Source organism: Streptomyces sp. NPDC005017 (genome assembly GCF_042873115.1).
In the GTDB taxonomy this organism is placed as follows: domain Bacteria; phylum Actinomycetota; class Actinomycetes; order Streptomycetales; family Streptomycetaceae; genus Streptomyces.
In genome coordinates, this window is record NZ_JBIALD010000018.1 from 14,393 (window position 1) to 33,932 (window position 19,540).

Consider the following 19,540-nt stretch of genomic DNA (forward strand, 5'->3'; position numbering starts at 1 on the left):
CGTACGACGGACGAGAAGGAGGCGGCATGGCCGGCCTCGAGGGGCGGGACGACGGGTATTCCGTCTGGGCGGACGAACTGCTGGAGCATCTGCGGCCGACGGGCCGCGATCTGGGCCGTGTCGTCGACTGGCTGGCGAGGACGGTGGACGGCACCGTCTGCCTGCGCGGACAGGACGGCACGCTGCTCGCCGGGCGGCCGGTCCCCGTGGACGAGACCCTGACCGCCGAGGTCGCCGCGGGGCGCATCGCCTCCGCCGCGCTGGAGGAGGGCGGGCGCCACCAGCGACTGGTCCGGGTGGTCCGCACCGGGCCCGAGCCCGACGCCGTCCTGGCCGTGGCCCGCACCGCGCCCTTCGACCGCCGGGCCGCCGACGTCGTCACCCACACCGCCTCGGTCGTCGAGCTGCTGCTGGGCGCGGGCGAGAGACTCCAGGCGGCCCGGCGGTTCGACCGGGCCGCCGCCGATCTCCGGCTCGCCATCCTCCAGTTGCTCATGGTCGAGGACATCGTCGCCGCCCGCCGGGTCGCCGCGGGCCTGTGGCCGGGCCTGCTGGACACCGACACGGCCTGTGTCTACGTCGCCGAGACCACGCCCGGGGACCGCGACCGGCTGGTCGGGGACTGCCTGGACGTCACCGGTGAGCGGGCGCTGGTCGTACGCTGCCCGGCCGTCGACTCCCATGTGATCGTCGTCGTGCCCGGCGAGGCGGACGAGGCCCGGCTGCGCGACCTGGCGGGCCGCCGCCGCGACACCTTCCTCGGCGGCAGCGCCCGGCACGGCCTCGCCCGGACCGCCCTCGCCTACGGGCAGGCCGTCAGCGCGCTCGCGGTCGCCCGCTTCCGCCCCGGCCGGGCCGCGGTGTACGCCGAACGCACCCGCCCCGAGCGGCTCATGGACCCCGGCGCGCTGCACACCTGGACCACCCGGCTGCTCAGCCCGCTCGACGGCCTCGCCCACCACACCCGCGCCGACCTGCTCGCCACCACCCGCCTGGGCCTGGAGTTCACCGCGGTCAGCACGGCGAAACTGCTCGGCGTGAGCCGCAACACCGTGCGCGCCCGGATGGAACGCGTCGAGGGCCTGCTGGGCACCGACTTCTCCGACCTCGCCGTACGCGCCGCGGTCCACCTGGGGCTCACCGTCCAGGCCGGGCTGGCCGAGGAGCCGCGCGCGGACGCCGCCGCGCTCCCCGACCCCTTCGCCGGGCTGCTGGCCGGGCCCGCGCTGCGCGCCTGGGCGCAGGAGCTGCTCGGGCGGCTGGAGGGCGACGGCCGTGACCTGCGGCGCACGGTCCGTGCCTGGCTCGCCGCGGGCGGTAACGCCGAACGGGCCGCACAGCACCTCGGAGTGCACGCGCAGACGGTCCGTGACCACGTGCGCGCCGCCGAACCCGTGATGGAACGGCAGCTGCTCGCCGCGGGCGGCGACCTGTACGAGGTCGTCCTCGCGCATCTCGCGGTCGGTGACCTCGCGCCGCCCGCGCTGCCGGCCGCGTAGGACGCCCGGCCCGGGCCCCGTGGAGAACGCCCGGCCCGTCGACCCGGGCCCCGGCAGGACGCACGGCCCGGCGTCCCGGGTGTGATCCGCGGGGACGCATCCGCCGCGAACCGGGGCCATTCGGACTCACCTGTGCACAGGTGAGTCCTTCCGCCGTCCGATCGGGCACCGGCACGGTTCACAACCGGGCGGTCGTCCACGTAGGTTCACAGAGCCGCAGGGGCGCGACCGGCACGGGGGACCGGTCGGCCCCTCGCGGCAACCCACGTGACCGGCGCCGGGCGGACCCGCCCGGCGCCGGACCGCCGTCTCAGCCGTCCAGCCGTACCAGCACCTCCTGCCAGCCGTACGCGATGAAGGACGGCACCTGACGGAGTTCTCCGTCGGCCGGCCGCAGTGCCGGGAAGCGGTCGAACAGCGCGGGCAGCGCGGCGAGCGCCTCCAGCCGGGCCAGCGGCGCGCCCACGCAGCGGTGGACCCCGATCCCGAAGGCCAGATGTTCGTCCACGGCGCGTCGGGCGTCGAACTCCCCGGCGTCGGGACCGTAGTGCTCCGGGTCGTGTCCCGCGGCGGCGTACGTCGTGATGATCGCGTCCCCGGCCGGGACGGTTACCCCGTCGACGGTGACGTCCTCGACGGCGAACCGCAGCGGCAGCGAGGCGATCGACGGGTGCACGCGCAGGGTCTCCTCGACGACCGCCTCCCAGCCGATCTCGCCCGAGCGCACGGCCGCGAGCTGCTCGGGGTGGCGCAGCAGGGCCACCACCGCGTTGCCGATCAGGTTGACCGTCGTCTCGAAGCCCGCGCCGATGACGAGCAGCAGCGTGTGCAGCAGCTCCTCGTCGCTCAGCCGGTCGCCGTCCTCGTCGCGGACCCGGATCAGCTCGGTGGTGATGTCGTCGCCCGGGTGCTCACGGCGGTGGGCGATCAGCGCGCCCAGCACCGTGCCGATCTGCTCCTGCACACGCGCGGCCTGCTCCGGGCTCTGGTCGGAGGTGTCCATGATGGCGGCGATCAGCCGGCCCGCGCCCTCCCTCAACCCCTCCGGGACGCCGACCAGTTCGCAGATGATGCGCATGGGCAGCGCGTGCGCGAGCCCCGCCTTCACATCCACCACCGCGCCGCCGGCCCCGGCCTTGGCCAGGTCGTCGAGCAGCTCCGCGGTGACCGCCGTGACCCGTGGCCGCAGGGCCTCGGTGCGCCGGTGGGTGAAACTCGGCGCGACGAGCCGGCGCAGCCGCGCGTGGTCGGTGCCGTAGGTGGAGAGCATGTTGACCACGCCCACCCAGCTCAGCACCCAGCCCCAGGAGGGGCGCCGGGCCGCCTCGGGGAACAGCCTCCAGTGCCTGCGGGCGTCCTTGCTGACCCGCGGATCGAGGATCAGCTGCCGCAGGGTGGCATGGCGGGTGGGCGCCCACGCCGGGATGCCGCCCGGCAGTTCGACGGGCACGATCGGGCCGAGGGCGCGCAACCGGGCACTCTCGCCGGGGATGTCGGCGCCCAGCGGGTCGAGCTGGATGCGGTCGGACACGGTCACGCGGTCTCCAGACGTGAGGGCGGCAGAAGGCCCACGCCACGGTAGCCACAGCCCCCGGCTACTGACCAGTACGCATAACAGGCCATCGCCGCAGGGGAGTTGTCGCAAAACCCGGTGTCCGGCCGCGCCGGAGCCGGCGAACCGGCCGAACTCGGGTACGGACGGGCAAGGTCAGGGTGATCCGGCCGACCCCCCGAAAGAGAGAACAACCGGCCGTTCCGGCGCGACCCGGGACGAACCCGGGTGTCGCCCACGCGTCCCGGCGTCCCGGGACGAACCCGGGTGCCGCCCCCAGCCGTCCCGCCCCCCGGCCTACGGCAGCGGCTGTTCCGCCCAGATGACCTTGCCGTCGGCGACATAGCGGGTGCCCCAGCGCTCGGCGAGCTGCGCGACCAGGAACAGCCCGCGCCCGCCCTCGTCGGTCATCGCCGCGTACCGCAGATGCGGGGCGGTGTTGCTGCTGTCGAACACCTCGCAGACCAGCGTGCGGTCGTACAGCATGCGCACCCGCAGCGGCGCGGCGCCGTAGCGGATCGCGTTGGTCACCAGTTCGCTGAGGATCAGTTCCGTGCCGAATGTCATTTCCTCGAGGCCCCACTCGGCCAGCCGCCGGGTGACCGCCGCCCGCACCCGGGCGACCGCCGCCGGTTCGGCGGGGACGTCCCACTCGGCGATCCGGTCCGACGGCAGCGCCCGCGTCCGCGCCACGATCAGCGCGATGTCGTCGCCCCGCCGGGCCGGCAGCCGGGCGTCCAGCACCGCCCGGCAGGTCTCCTCCGGCGACGGACCCGCCCGTTCCAGCGCCTCGCGCAGCAGCTCCAGGCCGACGTCGATGTCCCGGCCCCGGTCCTCGACCAGCCCGTCCGTGTAGAGCACCAGCCGGCTGCCCTCGGCGAGCTCCACCTCCGACGTCTCGAACGGCAGCCCGCCCAGCCCCAGCGGAGGGCCGACCGCCACGTCCAGGAACTCGACCCCGCCGTCCGGCCTGACCACCGCGGGCGGCGGATGGCCCGCGCGCGCTATCGCGCACCGCCGGCTCACCGGGTCGTAGATCGCGTACAGACAGGTCGCGCCCGTCACCAGGGCGCCGCCGTCCTCCGCCGCCTCGTCCTGGAGCCGGGCCACCAGCTCGTCCAGCAGCCCGAGCAGCTCGTCCGGCGCCAGATCCAGGGCCGAGAAGTTGTGCACCGCGGTGCGCAGCCGGCCCATCGTCGCCGCCGCGTGCAGCCCGTGACCCACCACGTCGCCCACCACCAGCGCCACCCTTGCCCCGGACAGCGGCAGCACGTCGAACCAGTCGCCGCCGACGCCCGCCTGCGCGGGCAGATACCGGTAGGCGATCTCCAGCGCGGACTGCTCCGGCAGGGTACGCGGCAGCAGACTGCGCTGGAGCGTCACCGCCATCGTGTGCTCGCGGGTGAACCGGCGCGCGTTGTCGATGGACACCGCCGCCCGCGTCACCAGCTCCTCCGCCAGCGCCTGGTCCTCGTCGTCGAACGGCTCGGGCTGCCGGGAACGCCACAGCGTGACCAGGCCGAGGACCAGCGCGCCCGCCCGCAGCGGCACCGTGATCAGCGAGTGGATGCCGTACTCCACCACCTGCCCGGCCCGCTCCAGGTCCTGCGCGTGCCAGCCGTGCGCCGCGCTCAGATCCCGTTCCAGGACGGACTCGCCCGAGTCCAGCGCGCGGGCCTGCGGCGAGGTCGGCACGAACCGGATGCGCTCGCCGACCGGGTACAGCGGCGCGTCCGGGCGGATGCCGCTGGAGGCCGTGCGGCACAGCTCCGTACCCGCCTCCGGCGGCTCACCGTCGAGCACCGCGCCGAACAGGTCCACCGTGACGAAGTCGGCCAGCCGCGGCACGGTCAGCTCGGCCAGCTCCTCCGCCGTGCGCGTCACGTCCAGGCTGCCGCCGATGCGCACCCCCGCGTCGTACAGCAGGTCCAGCCGCTCCCGCGCCAGTTCGGCCCGCCCGGACAGGGCCCGCAGCTCGGTGGAGTCGCGCAGGGTGGCCACGCTGCCCGCCGGGCCGCCCGCGAGGTCGGTGGGCCGCTGGTTCACCGCCAGCAGCCGGTCGCCGACCAGGTGCACCTCGTCCGTGGCCATCCGGCCCGAGGCCAGCAGGTCGGCGGTGTCCGGGTCGAGGCCGAGGTCGCGCACCTGGCGTCCCTCGGCGTCGGCGGGCAGGTCGAGCAGCCGGTGCGCCTCGTCGTTGGCGAGCAGCAGTCCGCCGTCGGCGCCGACGATGATCACGCCCTCGCGCACCGAGTGCAGGACCGCGTCGTGGTGCTCGTACATCCGGGTCATCTCGTCCGGGCCGAGCCCGTGCGTCTGGCGCATCAGCCGCCGGCTCACCAGGGCGGTGCCCGCCAGCGCCAGCGCCAGCGCGGCCGCCGCGGCGCCCAGCAGCAGGGGCAGCTGCTCGTCGGCTGTGCCGCCCACGCGCTCGGTGGTGATGCCCGCGGACACCAGGCCCACCACCGTGCCGTCGAGTGCCTTGACCGGGACGACGGCCTGCACCAGCCGGCCGATCGTGCCGTCGATCTCCTCGACCACGACCTCGCCGGCCAGCGCGGGTTCGATGTTCCCGACGAACTGCTTGCCGATCCGGTCCGGATTGGGATGGGTGTAGCGGATGCCCTCGGTGTCCGTGACGACGATGAAGTCCACTCCCGAGAGCTCGCGCGCGGTCTCTGCGCGCGGCTGGAGCAGGGCGGTGGGATCCCGGGTGGCCAGCGCAGCCGCGGTGCCCGGCGCGTTGGCGAACGTCTGGGCCACGGCGACGGAGCGTTTGCGGGCCTCCGTCGTGGTGTCCACCCGGCTCTGGAGCACCAGGGCCGACACCGCGGCCACCACCAGCAGCAGCACGATGACGAACTGGAGGACGAACACCTGTCCGGCCAGGCTGCGCACGCCGAGCGCGGCGCGCAGCCGCGCGAGGCGCCCCGGACGGGGGAGCCCGGCTCCGGTCCGGCGCGGCGGCGGGCGTCCCGCCGCGTGCCGGGCGCCCCGCTCACGCATCGGACGGGCCGGGGCGGGCGGGCGCCCGCCCCCGAGACGGCGGGCCGGCCGTGTCCCGGACCGCCCCACAAGCCGGACCATGAGCCCTGTCTACTCTCCCGCGGCCCGTGAGGCGAGGGGCGGCACCGGGGACGGTGGCGCCCGGCGGTGTCCGCGCCTGCCGCCCAGGGCCCTTGTGACGGATCTCCGCGACGCCGCGGAGATCCGTCACAAGGGCCCTGGCGCGCGCGGTCCGGGTCCGCCGCCGGGCGCTCACGCCGGTCCGCCGTCCCCGCCCCGGCGCGCGGCGAGCAGCAGGGCGATGTCGTCGGGGCGGTCGGCGGCGTGCCGCATGGTGGCGGTGAGCCGGTCGGCGACCGACATCAGGGACCGCCCGTCGGGCCGTGCGGCGGGCGCGCCCACCCGGGCCAGGGCGACCCGCAGGGCACCGATGCCGTCGTCGATGTCATGGCCGGGCCGCTCGACCAGACCGTCGGTGTAGAGCGCGAGGATCGCGTGGGGATCCAGCTTCACCTCCGTCACCGGGTACGTGGCGTGCGCGACGACGCCCAGCACCACGCCGACCGGTGTGTCGAGGATCTGCGTACGGCCGTCCGGGTGGCGCAGCAGCGGCGGCGGGTGCCCGGCCCGGGCGATCCGGGCGAGGCCGGTCGCCGGGTCGAGCCATACGTAGCAGCAGCTCGCGAACTGGCCGGGGTCCAGCTCGATGAGCAGCCGGTTGGTGCCGCTGAGCACCTGCTCCGGCGGCCGGTCGTCCAGCGCGAACGCCCGGACCGCGCTGCGCAGCTGGCCCATGGTGGCCGCGGCCTGCACACCGTGGCCCTGCACGTCGCCGATGACCAGCGCCATCCCGTCGCCCGCCTCGACGACGTCGTACCAGTCCCCGCCCACGTCCATCCCCTCGGTGCCCGGCAGATAGCGCCCCGCCGTCTCCAGCCGGGGGTGCACCGAGAGCCGCCGGGGCAGCAGGGCGCGCTGGAGACCTCGGGCCAGCGCCGCCTCGCTGTCGTAGCGCTGGGCCTTCTCCATGGCGTGCGCGATCAGCCCGGCGAGCGCGGTGAGCACCGTGCGCTCCTCCGGGGCGAAGCTGCGGGGCCGGTCGAAGCCGAGGATGCAGGAGCCCACCGGGCGGCCCGAGGCGATCAGCGGCAGAAACGCGCGGGCGCCCTCCGAGGCGTCCAGCGCTATCCCCGGATAGGCGGCGGAGAGCTGCTCCATCGAGTCGAAGAACAACGGCTGGCCCGTGGTCAGCGTCTCCACGCCGGGCAGCCTGGTGTCCAGGCTCACCCCGTCGTAGGGGGACAGGAAGCCCTCCGGGAAACCGGTCTCCCAGGCCAGGTACAGATGCCGGTCCTGGACCAGGTAGATGGCGAGCCGCCGGCCGCCGAAGGCGGGCAGCAGCTCCTGCATCACGACGGCCGAGACCTGGCGCGCGGTGACCGCCTCGGTCAGGGCGATGGCGAGCGTGATGGGGCGGTAGTGCGGGGCGGCCGAGGCGGCGGGCTCCGCGGCGGGCGGCGGAGCGTCCGCCGCCCGCCTGCGGGTGGGCAGCGGCGGCAGCGCGGCGTTCGCCGGCAGCGCGGTCGAGGTGGCCGGCTCGTGCGGCGTCGGCCCGGGAGCGTGGGTCGGTGCCGCGGACGGGTTCACGGGCGGCCCCGAGGCCGGTGTCGGCGGGGGCGGGGGACCGGGGGCGTGCGTCGGCGCGGGCGGCTCCGCCAACGGGACGGGGGAGTCCAGCAGCCGGTTCGCCGGTACGACCGTGCAGGTCAGGACGTCCGGGCCGGGCCGTACCGAGAAGGCCAGCCAGTCGCCCTCGTACGACTGCCGACCGGGCTCGGGCGGCCGCCGCACATGGAAGTGGACCGCCTCCAGGGCGAGCAGCGCCGCCCGCAGATGGTCCTCGCACACCGGCTGCTGCAGCCACGGCACGGCCGCCCACAGCGCCCGCCCCACGAGCCGCTCGCGGGCCTGGCCCAGCAGGTGAGCGGCGCGCGGGTTGGCGTAGACGACCAGTCCGAGGCGGTCCAGGCAGAACACGCCCTGGGGCAGGAGCTCGGCCGCGGTGTCGGCCACCGGGTCCGCCTCCAGCACCACACCGGCCACCAGCCGCGCACCGGAGGCGGGGCGCAGATCGACCATGCGCAGCGCGCCGTGCGTGATCCGCACCGGCAGCGGACGGGCGGGCGTGAGGCCGCGGGCCGTCTCCCGCAGCAGGGCCAGCAGCCGCAGCGCGTCCCCGCGGTCCACGGCCCGCGCCAGCGCCTCGGCCGGTCCGGGAAGTTCTCGCGGGTCCAGCTCCAGCAGGGTGCGCGCGCCGTCGTCGGCGGTGAGCAGGTCGGCGGCCGGGTCCCAGGTGAAGCGGCCCACCCGGGCGGAGCCCAGCGCGGCGGGCGGGGGCCGCAGACAGAGCGGGTCGTCCTCCCAGGCGTTCGCGGCGCCGGACCGGGACAGCGCGTCCAGCTGCCGGCCGAGGCCGTCCGCCAGCCCGGACAGCCGGTCGCGCTCGGCCAGCAGTTCGGTCACGTCGGCGACGGGTGGCCGCAGCACCGTCAGCGCGCCGAGGGGCTCCGCGCCCGCCGTGACGGGCAGGGTGATCGAACCGAGCGGAATGGGCAGCGCGGCGGCGAACTGGGGGAAGCGCCGCATGGTTTCCGTCGCGTTCGGCAGCAGCACCTGGACGCCGGAACGGAACGCCTCCGAGACGGGGAACCGCCGGTCCACATGCACCCGCCACCACGGCCGGAACAGCGGGCCCGGCAGCCCCGCCAGCACGGCGAGCCGCAGCACCCCCGGCGCCTCGGAGGGCAGATACACGGCCGCGACGGTTCCGCGGACCGCGCTGATCGCCTCGGTCGCGACCTCGGCCAGCAGCGCGTCCCGCCGACCCGGCATCCCGCTCTCGGCGCTCCCAGTCATCGGCCCTTACCTCATCGATGTCCCGCCGCGCAGGGACACAGCCAGAATGCCCCGGTACGGCGTGGGGGGCACCTGGGCGGGAGCCGGGGAGTTCCGCGACCGGCTGTCCGGTCCGGTCCGCGGGGACCGCGCCCGGGTGCCGCGCCCGGTGTCTACGGGTCCGGCGCCCCCGGCGGCCGCTCCCGGTGCCTACGGGTCCCGCGTCCGGGTCCGCCCCGTCGACGACTCGCGGTCCAGCGCCGACCGGGCCACGGCGAGGGCCTGCTCGGCGTAGCCCCGGCCGAACAGCATGGTGTGCACCAGCAGCGGGAACAGCTGGTGCAGCCCGACGCGGTCCGCCCAGCCCGGGGCGAGCGGCGCGGCCCGGTCGTAGGCCTCCAGTACGTCGTCCAGGTACGGGCAGCCGAACAGCCGCAGCATCGCCAGGTCCGTCTCGCGGTGACCGCCGTGGGCGGCCGGGTCGATGAGCCAGGCCTCGGTGTCGTCCGGTGCCGTGTGCGCCGTGTGCGCTGGGCGTGCCGTGTTCGCGGCCCACAGCACGTTGCCGTTCCAGAGGTCGCCGTGCAGCCGGGCGGGCGGCTCGGGCGGTCCCGCGAGGGCGGGCAGGCGCTCGCACACCGTCTCGATCGTGACCGCCTCGGCCGCGCGGATTGTGCCGTCGTCGACAGCCCGGCGCAGATAGGGCAGCACGCGCTGCTCGGCGTACCAGCGGGGCCAGTCGCCCGCGGGGCTGTTCCGCATCGGGGCCGTGCCGATGCAGGCGTCCGCGGGGCCTCCGGGAGGGGGCGCGCCGAACGCCGGGGCGCCCGAGGCGTGCAGCGCGGCCAGATCCCGGCCGAGGCGCGCGGCCGCCTCCCGGGTGGGCGGGCCGGTCCGCACCCGTTCGGTGACCAGCCAGGTGTCGTCGGCGCCGAGCACCGCCGGGACGCGCACGGTTCCCGCCCCGGCCAGCCAGCGCAGTCCGGCCGCCTCCGCCCGCGCCGCGTTCGGACCGTCGCCCCGCTTGACCATCACCGCCGTACCGTCGGCGAGCACGACCTCGGCCGGCCCGCCGGACACCCTCCGTGTCCCGGTCGCCCCCCGCCCGGTCAGCCGCGCGACGACTGCCGCGGGCGCCTCGAGGTCACTGCGCGCGTCGGGGCGGCGGCTCATGCCGACCAGGGTACGGGGCCGCTGGGGCGAGGGCCTGGGGTGAGGAGCGAGGTGAGGGGGAGGGCCTGGGGGCGAGCTGAGAGGGGGAGGGCCCGGGGCGAGGGGGTGGCGGTCGGCGATCCGGGTGTGCCGGGCGAGGGTCGTCACGGGTGAACGCCCCCGCGAGGGACGTCCTTTGGCAGGATGTCAGTCAGCGCGACACCGCTGCGCCGCACGGTCCGCCGCACCCGTACCACCCCCTGTCCGAACCACCCCCGATCCACCGTGATCCGCCCGGGAGAGGAGCTCGCTCCGTGCGACGCCCGCTGCTCTATCTCGACGTGGACGGGCCGCTGAACCCGTACGCCGCCAAGCCGGAACGCCGCCCCGAGGGCTACACGACCCATCGCATGGCTCCCGAGGGCTGGCTCGCCCGGCACCCGGTCCGGGAACGGCATCTGGTGCGGCCCCTGCGCGTCTGGCTCAACCCCGAGCACGGCTTACGGCTGCGGGAACTGAGCGAGCTGTACGACCTGGTGTGGGCCACGACCTGGTGCGGCGACGCCAACGCCCTGATCGCGCCCGTCCTCGGCCTGCCCGAACTGCCGTTCGTCGACTGGCCGGGTATGTTCGAGGAGGGCCCCGAGGGCACGTTCTGGAAGACCCGCCATGTCCTCACGCACGCCGCGGGGCGCCCGTTCGCCTGGGTCGACGACGAACTCCGCGACGCCGACCGCGTCTACGTGGCGGCCCACCACCCCGCCAGCGCCCTGCTGCACCGCATAGACGCCCGCCGCGGCCTGCGCCCCCCGGACTTCGGCACGCTGAGGGCCTTCGCCCACGCCCTCACCGGCTCCCCGGACCCCGACCCGACGCGGTAGGGCCCTCCTGATGGATCTCCGCGGCGTCGCGACGCCCGCCACGCCCTTCCCCACCGCCTCAAGGGCGTGGGAGGTGCCCCCAGCCGCAGGGCGTGGAGGGGCAGGTGGCTCCGCCACATGACCCTCCACGTCGCACGCCGATCGCACGCACCGGACGCCGCTCCTTCTCCCACGGAGATCCGTCAGAAGGCCCTGGGCGAAGACGCGGGCCGGCCGGCAGGGGTGTCCGGCCCGCCGAACACCCCGCAGCGTTGCCCTGCCGTTCACCAGTCCTTGGGCGAACGGTCCTCGCCCGTCAGTCACCCGGGGACAGGGTCGAGGCCGTCCGGCAACCCCCATGGAGAGGACAGAATGTGACGACGCGTCAGTCGCTTCGGGCGGCGACCTGTGTGCTGGGTCTGGTGATGGCCGCCGCGGCCACCGTTCCGGCGGAGGCGGCCTCGCTGCCGCAGGTGCACCCGCGCGCCGAGACCGCCGCCCTGTACGACGACGAGGCGGGCGGCAACGCCAACGCGGACGACCCGGCCATCTGGCGCAACGCCGCCTCGCCGGACCGCAGCCTGGTCGTCGCCACCGCCAAGGAGGGCGGTCTGCGCGTCTACGACCTCGACGCGCGCGAGGTCCAGTCGATACCGGCCCCGGCCGCCCCGGGCGCGGACGACGCCCCCGGCCGCTTCAACAACGTCGACCTGGTGCAGGGCATGCGGCTGTCCGGCGGCCGCGCCGACCTGGCCGTGGTCAGCGACCGCGGCAGCGACCGGCTGCGGATCTACCGCATCGACCGCGACCGCCCCGGCGGCCCGCTGACCGATGTCACCGACCCGGCCGCCCGCCCGGTCTTCTCCGCCGACCAGGCCGAGATCAACGACCAGCGCACCGTCTACGGCCTGGCCACCTGGACCGACCGGGCGACCGGCAAGGCCTACGCGCTCGTCAGCCGCCGCAACGAGACGCGGCTCGCGCTCCTGGAACTCACCGCCGGCCCGCGCGGCACCGTCGGCTACCGCACCGTGCGCACCCTGGACCTGCCCTCCTCCTTCCGGCTCCCGGACGGCACCTCCTGGTCCCCCTGCGGCGAGCCCGACGAGCGCCCCCAGGTCGAGGGCATGGTCGTCGACCCCGCCGACGGCACCCTGTACGCCGGACAGGAGGACGTCGGCATCTGGCGGCTGCGCGCCGACCTGACCGGCAGGCCCCGGCTCATGGACAAGGTCCGCGGGTACGGCGTCCCCGGCACCTACGACGAGGAGACGGAGGAGTGCGCGCCCGGCGCCGACCCCGGCTACGGCGGCGAGCACCTGTCGGCCGACGTCGAGGGCCTGACGATCCTCGCCGAACGCGACGGCGACGGCTATCTGCTCGCCTCCAGCCAGGGCGACGACACCTTCGCCGCCTACGACCGCGAGCCCGCCGAGGACAACGAGTACGAGGCCGGCTTCCGCGTCACCGGCGTCTCGGAGACCCTCGACGGCTCGGAGGCCTGCGACGGCGCCGCCGTGCTCAGCGCCCCGCTGGGCTCCCGCTACCCGAACGGTCTCCTCGTCGTCCAGGACGGCCAGGAGACCCCGGCCGACGGCGACCGCGAGAGCACCGGCTTCAAGTTCGTCGACCTCGGCGACGTCCTGGACGTCATCGACGACTGACGCGGCCCGAGCCGGGGCCGGGGCGCGCGGCCGGGGGCGGGACCGGGGACCTCATGTCTCGCGCAGCGGTGTGTACACCTCGGCGCTCAGCCCGAAGGTCCAGGCGACCCCCTCTCTGGCCGTCATGGTGCCCGGCGGCACCCGCAGCCAGTAGGTGCGGGTCGTGCCGTCCGGCTCCGGCGTCGAGTTGAGGACCTCGACCATGACCACGGGCTCGTCGCCGTCCAGGTGGATCCGCCACAGGGTGCCCGTCTCGTCGCGGTGGACGGGACGGGCGCCGGAGTCGTCGAGGTAGCGGTCGTAGCCGTAGTGCTCCAGCATCACCCGGCGCAGCTCGGCGTTCTCCTCGCCGCGGATGCGCTCCGGTGTCAGGCCGCCCAGCTCGCGCAGGAACTCCGCGGGGACGGGCATCCCGCGCCAGGCGTACAGCTCGAACCCGTCGGGGAAGGCGAGCGCCGGGCCGTCCCCGCGGTCGAGGCGGCCCGCCTCGTCGCGGTGCAGGGCGACGGGCCGTTCGCAGACGACCGCCGCCTTCTCGAGGGGCCACCACCAGCCCGCGCTCCGGCTCACCCCGGCCAGTCCGTCGAGCGGGGCCCGGCCGGTGGGGAACGCGGCGAGCCAGGGCGCGTCGTGCTGCCCCAGCACGGCGTCCAGCAGGATCAGCCGGACCTGGGTCTCCAGCGCCCGGTCCGTACCGGCCAGTTCCTCCAGCACACCCCGGCGGACGCGGTCGACCAGCGTCTGCGTGGTCGCCCACAGCCGCTCCCCGGTCGCGGACCAGTGCCTCGACCATCCCGTCGCGCCCAGCTCGGCCAGCATCCGGGCGCGTTCCTCCGCCCACGGGGCCGTGCGCACGGCCTCGCGCACGCTCGCCCCCGCGTCCTGGAGCGAGCGCACCAGTTCCACGCCCTCGCGCGGCGACCCGGCCCACACCACCCGCTCCGGCTCCGCGAGCCCCGCCCGCCGGTACGCCAGCCGGACGCCCGCCTCGGCCTCGGCCCGGTCGGCGGGCACGGCCGCGGCGGCGCACTCCCGCCACAGCGCCACCGCGTCCGGTGCGGACGCCCCCGTCGTACCCACCCGATCCACGACCTCGTCCACCGTCCCGGAACCCGTCATGCCCCGCACCTCCGTCGCACCCGTCGCGCCCTTCCCCGTCATCTCCCCGGCCTCCGGCACCCGCTCCCGTCGGCTCAGTCGGCCACGATCCGCACGGACCCCGGCACGTACTCGCGCTGCCGGATCACCCGGAACCAGCCCTTCGGCAGCGCGATCGCCGCGTGCTCCTCGTGCACCACCCGGCCGCCCTCCGGCAGATGCAGCAGCATCGGCCCGAACGGGCCCGCCTCCCGCACCAGTTCGCCCGGCCCCACGACGGCGTGGGCATGCCCGGTCACCTCCCCCAGGGCCAGCACCAGCCGGCCCCGGCCGTCGCGCGGCTCCCTCGGCGCCCGCGCCGCCCGCGAGGGCACCACGTCCTCGGCGACGGGCACGATCAGCACATCTCCCTGCCGGTACACGGCTCTCCCCTCCGGCCCGGCGCACGGCGCACCGGCCATGACTGCGACAGTACGAGCCACCACTGACAACGGCCCCGGCCCCGGCCCCGGGCCCGCGGCCCGCGCTGTCGGTGCCGGTTGATACAACTGCTGGCGCACCACGGATCCCGTCCATCACGTCAGGAGCAGCGCGCATGACCATCGGCGAGCACTTGCGGGAGCTGTACGGCCTGCCCGCGTTCACCTTCCCCGGGCCGGACGAGGAGGCGAAGCTGCCCGCGGCCGACGCCGTGGCCTGGAGGGTCACCAGCGACGTGTACGACGCCGACGAGGAGTGGGAGGCGGCCTTCGAGCGCTTCTGCGCCCAGGTCGACACCACCGGGGTCCGCGCGCTGATCGTCGGCGCCTGGCGGGAGGCGTACGACACCGACCCCTCGGCCGTCGTGGCCGCGCTGCTGGCCGCCCGTGACCGGCTGCCCGCGCTGCGGGCGCTGTTCCTCGGCGACATGGTCTTCGAGGAGTGCGAGATCTCCTGGATCAACCAGACCGATGTCACCGCACTGCTGACCGGCTTCCCGGAGCTGGAGGAGTTCGGGGTGCGCGGCGGCAGCGGCCTCGGCCTGAGCGGCCTGCGCCACGAGCGGCTGAGGAAGCTCACAGCCGAGACGGGCGGCATGCCGGCCGCCTTCGTGCGCGCGGTCGGCGCGAGCGACCTGCCCGCGCTGGTCCACCTCGACCTGTGGCTCGGCACCTCCGAGTACGGCGCCGACACCGAGGTGTCCGACCTGGAACCCCTGCTGTCCGGCGGCCGCCTTCCGAGCCTGCGTCATCTGGCCCTGCGCAACAGCGAGATCCAGGACGGGATCGCCGCGGCCGCCGCCTCCGCCCCGGTGGTGGCCCGTCTGGAGGTGCTCGACCTGTCGATGGGCGTCCTGACCGACGAGGGCGCCGCGGCCCTCCTCGGAGGCCAGCCGCTCACCCACCTCAAGCAGCTCGACCTGCACCACAACTACATCAGCGGCCCCCTGAAGGACCGCCTGCGCGAGACCCTGGAACCGGCCGGTGTCGAGCTCGACCTCGACGAGGACGACGCCGACGCCGACGAGGACGACGACGGCACCGTCTGGCGCTACGTGGCCGTGGGGGAGTGACACGCCGTGCCGCGTTACTACCCGTCCCCTCTCCGGGACTTCCACGGCCTGCCCGTCCACACCTTCCCGCCCGAGGAGGTGCCCGGCGACCGCCCGCTGCCCGGTGCCGCCTCGGTGGCCTGGCGGATCACCACCGAGGGCGACCTCCCCTTCGAACCGATCTGGCGGCGCTTCCTGGACCAGGTGTCCGGCGAGGACGTCACCGCCCTGGTCCTCGGGCCCTGGTGGGAGGACTACGACCCGAGCGGCATCGACCAGGTGCTCGAGCTGATCACCGCCGACGCCGGGCGCCTGCCCCGTCTGCGGGGCGTGTTCCTGGGCGACCTGGTGTCCGAGGAGATGGAGATCTCCTGGATCCCGCAGGGCGAGGTCACCCGGGTGCTGCGGGCCTGGCCCGGTCTGCGTGAGCTCGGTGTGCGCGGCGGTGAGGACCTCACGGTCGAACCGCTGCGGCACGAAGGGCTGCGCGACCTGCGGATCGAGTCCGGCGGACTGCCGGCCGAGCCCGTACGGGCCCTGGGCGCCTGCGAGTTCCCCGCCCTGGAGCGCCTCGAACTGTGGCTCGGCACGACCTGGTACGGCGGCGAGTGCACGGCCGAGGACGTCGCCCCGCTGCTGACCGGACTCGCCCGCTGCCCCCGGCTGCGCCGTCTCGGCCTGCGGAACAGCGACATCCAGGACGACATCGCCGCGGCCCTGGCCGCGGCGCCCGTCGTCGCCGGACTGGAGCACCTCGACCTGAGCATGGGCACCCTCGGCGACGAGGGCGCCGCCGCGCTGCTCGCCGGGCAGCCGCTCACCCACCTGCGGTCGCTGAACCTCGACCACCACTTCATCTCCGAAGAGCTCACCGACCGCCTGCGCCGGAGTCTGGAACCCCACGGGGTACGGCTCTCCCTGACACCGTCCCGGCGGTCGACCCACGACCCGGAGGCCCGCTTTGTCGCCGTCGGCGAATGACGGCGGCCAGGTGCGCGTCGCCGTCGTCGGCAACCCCGGGAACCGGCGGGTGACACTGTTCGCCGACGCGATGCTGGCGGCCGGTCTGCCCGCGCCCCGTGTCGTGCCGTGGGCACGCGTGCTGAGCGAGGGCGGCGCCGACTTCGCGCCCGAGGAGACCGTACGGCTCGACTCGCCCGGGGAGAACGCGGACGTCGACCGGCTGCTGCGCGGCGCCGAGGACCCCACCCGGGTCGAGGGCTCGGCGCGCTGGCACACCGCCTTCCTGGGGGCCGTGCGCTCGCTGCGCGGCGGCATCCGCCTCGACGACCCCGACGAACTCGCGGTGCTGTTCGACAAACGGCTCTGCCACGGGGTCCTGAGCGCCGCGGGCGTCCCCGTGCCGTACTCGCCCACCTCCGGCCCGTCGGGCGCGCCCGTGCGCGGCTGGGACGACGTCCGCGCGCTGATGCGCGAGCACCGCATGCCACGGCTGTTCGTGAAACTCGCGCACGGCTCCTCGGGGTCCGGGGTGCTGGCCGTCGAGTCGGCGGCGAGCGGCCGGATCAGGGCCACCACCTCGGTCGAGCTGACCGACGGGGGCGCCCTGTTCAACTCCCTCAAGGTGCGCCGCTACGACCGGGAGCGGGACATCGCGGCCGTCGTCGACGCTCTCGCCCCGGACGGACTGCACCTGGAGCGCTGGCTGCCCAAGGCCTCCCAGGGCGGCCGGGCCGCCGACCTGCGGGTCCTCGTGGTGGACGGCCGTGCCACCCACGCGGTCGTGCGCACCAGCTCCTCGCCCATGACCAACCTCCACCTCGGCGGCAGCCGGGGCGATCTCGCCCTGGCCCGGCGGTCCTTCGAGGAGGCCGGCGCCCGCTGGGCCGACGTGCTGGAGGTGTGCGAGCGAGCCGCCGCCTGCTTCCCGCGCACCCTGTGCGTCGGCGTCGACCTGCTGCCCGCCACCGGCTGGCGCCGCGCCGCCGTCGCCGAGGTCAACGCCTTCGGCGATCTGCTGCCCCGGCTGACCGGCCTGCCCGGCAGCGGCGCCGAGGGCCTCGACACGTACGCCGCGCAGCTCGCCGCCCTCGTACGGCGCCGCGCACCGCACCACCCGCACAGAACGGAACCCGCCCATGCCGGCGCCTGAACCCCGGGCCGACACACCCCTCGACATGAACGAGATCGTCGGCAGCCACGACCTGCTCCTGGTCACCCTCGACACCCTCCGCCACGACGTGGCCGCCGAGCTCGCCGAGGCCGGGCGCATCCCCAACCTCGCCCGCTGTCTGCCCGGCGGCCGCTGGGAGCGGCGGCACGCGCCCGGCAGCTTCACCTACGCCTCCCACCAGGCGATCTTCGCCGGGTTCCTGCCCACCCCGGCCGCCCCCGGCCGGCACCCGCGGCTGTTCGCGGCGAGCTTCGCGGGCAGCGAGACCACGGCCGAGCGGACGTACACCTACGACACCCCCGACCTGGTCTCCGCGCTGGCCGCGGACGGCTACCGCACGGTCTGCCTCGGCGGTGTCGGCTTCTTCAACCAGCAGGGCCCGCTCGGCTCCGTGCTCCCCGGCCTGTTCCAGGAGTCCCACTGGGAGCCGGAGTTCGGCGTCACCTCGCCCACCTCCTTCGAGGCCCAGGTCACCCGAGCCGAGGAGGTCGTACGCGGACTGCCCGAGGAACAGAAGCTGTTCCTGTTCGTCAACGTGGCCGCCCTGCACCAGCCCAACTGGTTCCATCTGCCCGGCGCCACCGAAGAGGCGGGCGACTCCCGCGAGACGCACGCGGCCGCCCTGGAGTACGTCGACCGGCACATCGGCCGTCTCTTCGCCGCCGTGAGCAGCAGACGTCCCGCCTTCGCCATCGTCTGCTCCGACCACGGCACCGCCTACGGCGACGACGGCTACACCGGCCACCGCATCGGCCACGAGTCCGTGTGGACCGTGCCGTACGCCCACTTCTTCCTCGAGGCGGGGGCCGCCGGATGACCGAGCCCGTCCGCCCGTACCAGAGCTACGTCTACGCCTACCCGCACAAGACCGCCTACCGGAAGCTGCCCGACCGCCCCCTGCTGCGCGACCTGTGGGACGCGGAGCCCAAGGACGCGCTCTCCCTCTATCTGCACATCCCGTTCTGCGAGGTCCGCTGCGGCTTCTGCAACCTGTTCACCCGCATCGGCGCCCCGGACGGCCTCACCGGCGCCTACCTCGACGCCCTGGAGAGGCAGGCGACGACCGTACGGGAGGCGCTGGGCGAGCGGGAGCCGGTCCGGTTCGCCACCGCGGCCTTCGGTGGCGGCACGCCCACCTTCCTCACCGCCGCCGAGCTGGAGCGGCTGTGCGACATCGCCGAGCACCGCATGGGCGCCGGCCTCGGGGCCGTCCCCCTGTCGGTGGAGGCCTCGCCCGCCACCGCCACCGCCGACAGGCTCGCCGTCCTCGCCGAACGCGGCGCCACCCGGCTCAGCCTCGGCGTACAGAGCTTCGACGACACCGAGGCCCGGTCCGCGGTGAGACCGCAGCGCCGCGCCGACGTCGAGGCCGCGCTCGGCCGTGTCCGGGACGCGGGCCTGCCAGTCCTCAACATCGACCTGATCTACGGCATCGACGGCCAGACCGGGGACAGCTGGCTGAGGTCCCTGGACGCGGCGCTCGCCTGGCGGCCCGAGGAGCTCTACCTCTACCCGCTCTACATCCGCCCCCTGACCGGACTCGGCCGTCGCGCCGGCGACCACGACCCGGCCTGGGACGCCCAGCGGCTGCGTCTGTACCGCCTCGGCCGGGACCACCTCCTCGCCCACGGCTACACCCAGCAGTCCATGCGGATGTTCCGCCGCGCGGACGCCCCGCCCCAGGGCGCCGACGACTACGCCTGCCAGACCGACGGCATGATCGGCCTCGGCTGCGGCGCCCGCTCCTACACGGCCGGTCTGCACTACTCCTTCGACTACGCCGTCGGCATGCACGAGATACGCGGCATCATCGACGACTACGTGGCCCGCCCGGCCGCGGACTTCGCGCACGCCGAGTACGGCCGGCGGATGGACCCGGACGAGGCCCGGCGCAGACATCTGCTCCAGTCGCTGCTCCAGGCCGAGGGCCTCGACACCGCCGACTTCCGGAACCGCTTCGGACAGCTGCCGTGGGACGGCTTCGGCGCCGAGCTGGAGCGGTTCGCCGCCCGCGGCTGGCTGACGGACCCGGACGGGCCCGTACTGCGCCTCACCCCGGAGGGCCTCGCGCACTCCGACGCGATCGGTCCCGAGCTGTTCTCCCCGGCCGTGAGCGCGGCGATGGCCGCCTACGAGCGGAAGTAACGGC

Annotated in this window: 14 protein-coding genes; 8 read left to right on the plus strand and 6 right to left on the minus strand. The window is 75.3% G+C overall.

From position 1 onward, the window contains the following. Window positions 1–26: 26 nt before the first annotated feature. On the plus strand, window positions 27–1,499 hold the full coding sequence (locus ACFYR0_RS25320; protein ID WP_389332318.1) for a helix-turn-helix domain-containing protein: 1,473 nt from the start codon (window positions 27–29) through the stop codon (window positions 1,497–1,499). Window positions 1,500–1,809: 310 nt separating this feature from the next. Here ACFYR0_RS25320 and ACFYR0_RS25325 read toward each other — a convergent pair whose 3' ends face one another. The 4 genes from ACFYR0_RS25325 to ACFYR0_RS25340 all read right to left on the minus strand — a co-directional run bounded on the left by ACFYR0_RS25325 (window position 1,810) and on the right by ACFYR0_RS25340 (window position 10,125). Continuing rightward, window positions 1,810–3,036: a cytochrome P450 gene (locus ACFYR0_RS25325; RefSeq protein WP_389332321.1), complete on the minus strand. Its 1,227-nt coding sequence runs from the start codon at window positions 3,034–3,036 to the stop codon at window positions 1,810–1,812. 312 nt (window positions 3,037–3,348) lie between these two features. Beyond that, window positions 3,349–6,138, minus strand: a complete 2,790-nt coding sequence (locus ACFYR0_RS25330; protein WP_389332324.1) for a SpoIIE family protein phosphatase — start codon at window positions 6,136–6,138, stop codon at window positions 3,349–3,351. Window positions 6,139–6,309: 171 nt separating this feature from the next. Further along, window positions 6,310–8,973 carry a SpoIIE family protein phosphatase gene (locus tag ACFYR0_RS25335; protein ID WP_389332327.1) on the minus strand — a complete coding sequence of 888 codons (2,664 nt, stop codon included), beginning with the start codon at window positions 8,971–8,973 and terminating at the stop codon, window positions 6,310–6,312. Window positions 8,974–9,162: 189 nt separating this feature from the next. Beyond that, window positions 9,163–10,125: a fructosamine kinase family protein gene (locus tag ACFYR0_RS25340; RefSeq protein ID WP_389332331.1), complete on the minus strand. Its 963-nt coding sequence runs from the start codon at window positions 10,123–10,125 to the stop codon at window positions 9,163–9,165. 293 nt (window positions 10,126–10,418) lie between these two features. On the opposite strand from ACFYR0_RS25340, the gene ACFYR0_RS25345 reads away from it, so the two are divergent. After that, on the plus strand, window positions 10,419–10,985 hold the full coding sequence (locus tag ACFYR0_RS25345; protein WP_389332334.1) for a hypothetical protein: 567 nt from the start codon (window positions 10,419–10,421) through the stop codon (window positions 10,983–10,985). A 353-nt stretch (window positions 10,986–11,338) separates the two neighbouring features. Next, on the plus strand, window positions 11,339–12,628 hold the full coding sequence (locus tag ACFYR0_RS25350) for a phytase (RefSeq protein WP_389332337.1): 1,290 nt from the start codon (window positions 11,339–11,341) through the stop codon (window positions 12,626–12,628). A 51-nt stretch (window positions 12,629–12,679) separates the two neighbouring features. On the opposite strand, the gene ACFYR0_RS25355 is transcribed toward ACFYR0_RS25350, so the two are convergent. Together ACFYR0_RS25355 and ACFYR0_RS25360 are read right to left on the minus strand one after the other, a co-directional pair. Then, window positions 12,680–13,747, minus strand: a complete 1,068-nt coding sequence (locus ACFYR0_RS25355; RefSeq protein ID WP_389332340.1) for a DUF6745 domain-containing protein — start codon at window positions 13,745–13,747, stop codon at window positions 12,680–12,682. Window positions 13,748–13,821: 74 nt separating this feature from the next. After that, entirely contained in the window at window positions 13,822–14,148 is a 327-nt protein-coding gene (locus ACFYR0_RS25360) for a hypothetical protein (protein WP_389332625.1), read from the minus strand. A gap of 173 nt (window positions 14,149–14,321) precedes the next feature. Here ACFYR0_RS25360 and ACFYR0_RS25365 point away from each other — a divergent pair, with 173 nt between their 5' ends. From ACFYR0_RS25365 to ACFYR0_RS25385, 5 genes are read left to right on the plus strand one after another with little or no spacing between them, the layout of a single operon-like run. Next, on the plus strand, window positions 14,322–15,278 hold the full coding sequence (locus ACFYR0_RS25365; RefSeq protein WP_389332343.1) for an STM4015 family protein: 957 nt from the start codon (window positions 14,322–14,324) through the stop codon (window positions 15,276–15,278). A gap of 6 nt (window positions 15,279–15,284) precedes the next feature. Beyond that, entirely contained in the window at window positions 15,285–16,238 is a 954-nt protein-coding gene (locus tag ACFYR0_RS25370; protein WP_389332346.1) for an STM4015 family protein, read from the plus strand. A gap of 10 nt (window positions 16,239–16,248) precedes the next feature. Next, window positions 16,249–17,370 carry an STM4014 family protein gene (locus ACFYR0_RS25375; protein WP_389332349.1) on the plus strand — a complete coding sequence of 374 codons (1,122 nt, stop codon included), beginning with the start codon at window positions 16,249–16,251 and terminating at the stop codon, window positions 17,368–17,370. Window positions 17,371–17,395: 25 nt separating this feature from the next. Continuing rightward, window positions 17,396–18,208, plus strand: coding sequence for an STM4013/SEN3800 family hydrolase (locus ACFYR0_RS25380; RefSeq protein ID WP_389332352.1), 813 nt, complete (start codon window positions 17,396–17,398; stop codon window positions 18,206–18,208). After that, window positions 18,205–19,536 (plus strand): STM4012 family radical SAM protein, encoded by a 1,332-nt coding sequence (locus ACFYR0_RS25385; protein ID WP_389332355.1) that lies wholly within the window; start codon window positions 18,205–18,207, stop codon window positions 19,534–19,536. The genes ACFYR0_RS25380 and ACFYR0_RS25385 overlap by 4 nt, the downstream gene beginning before the upstream one ends. Window positions 19,537–19,540: the final 4 nt, after the last annotated feature.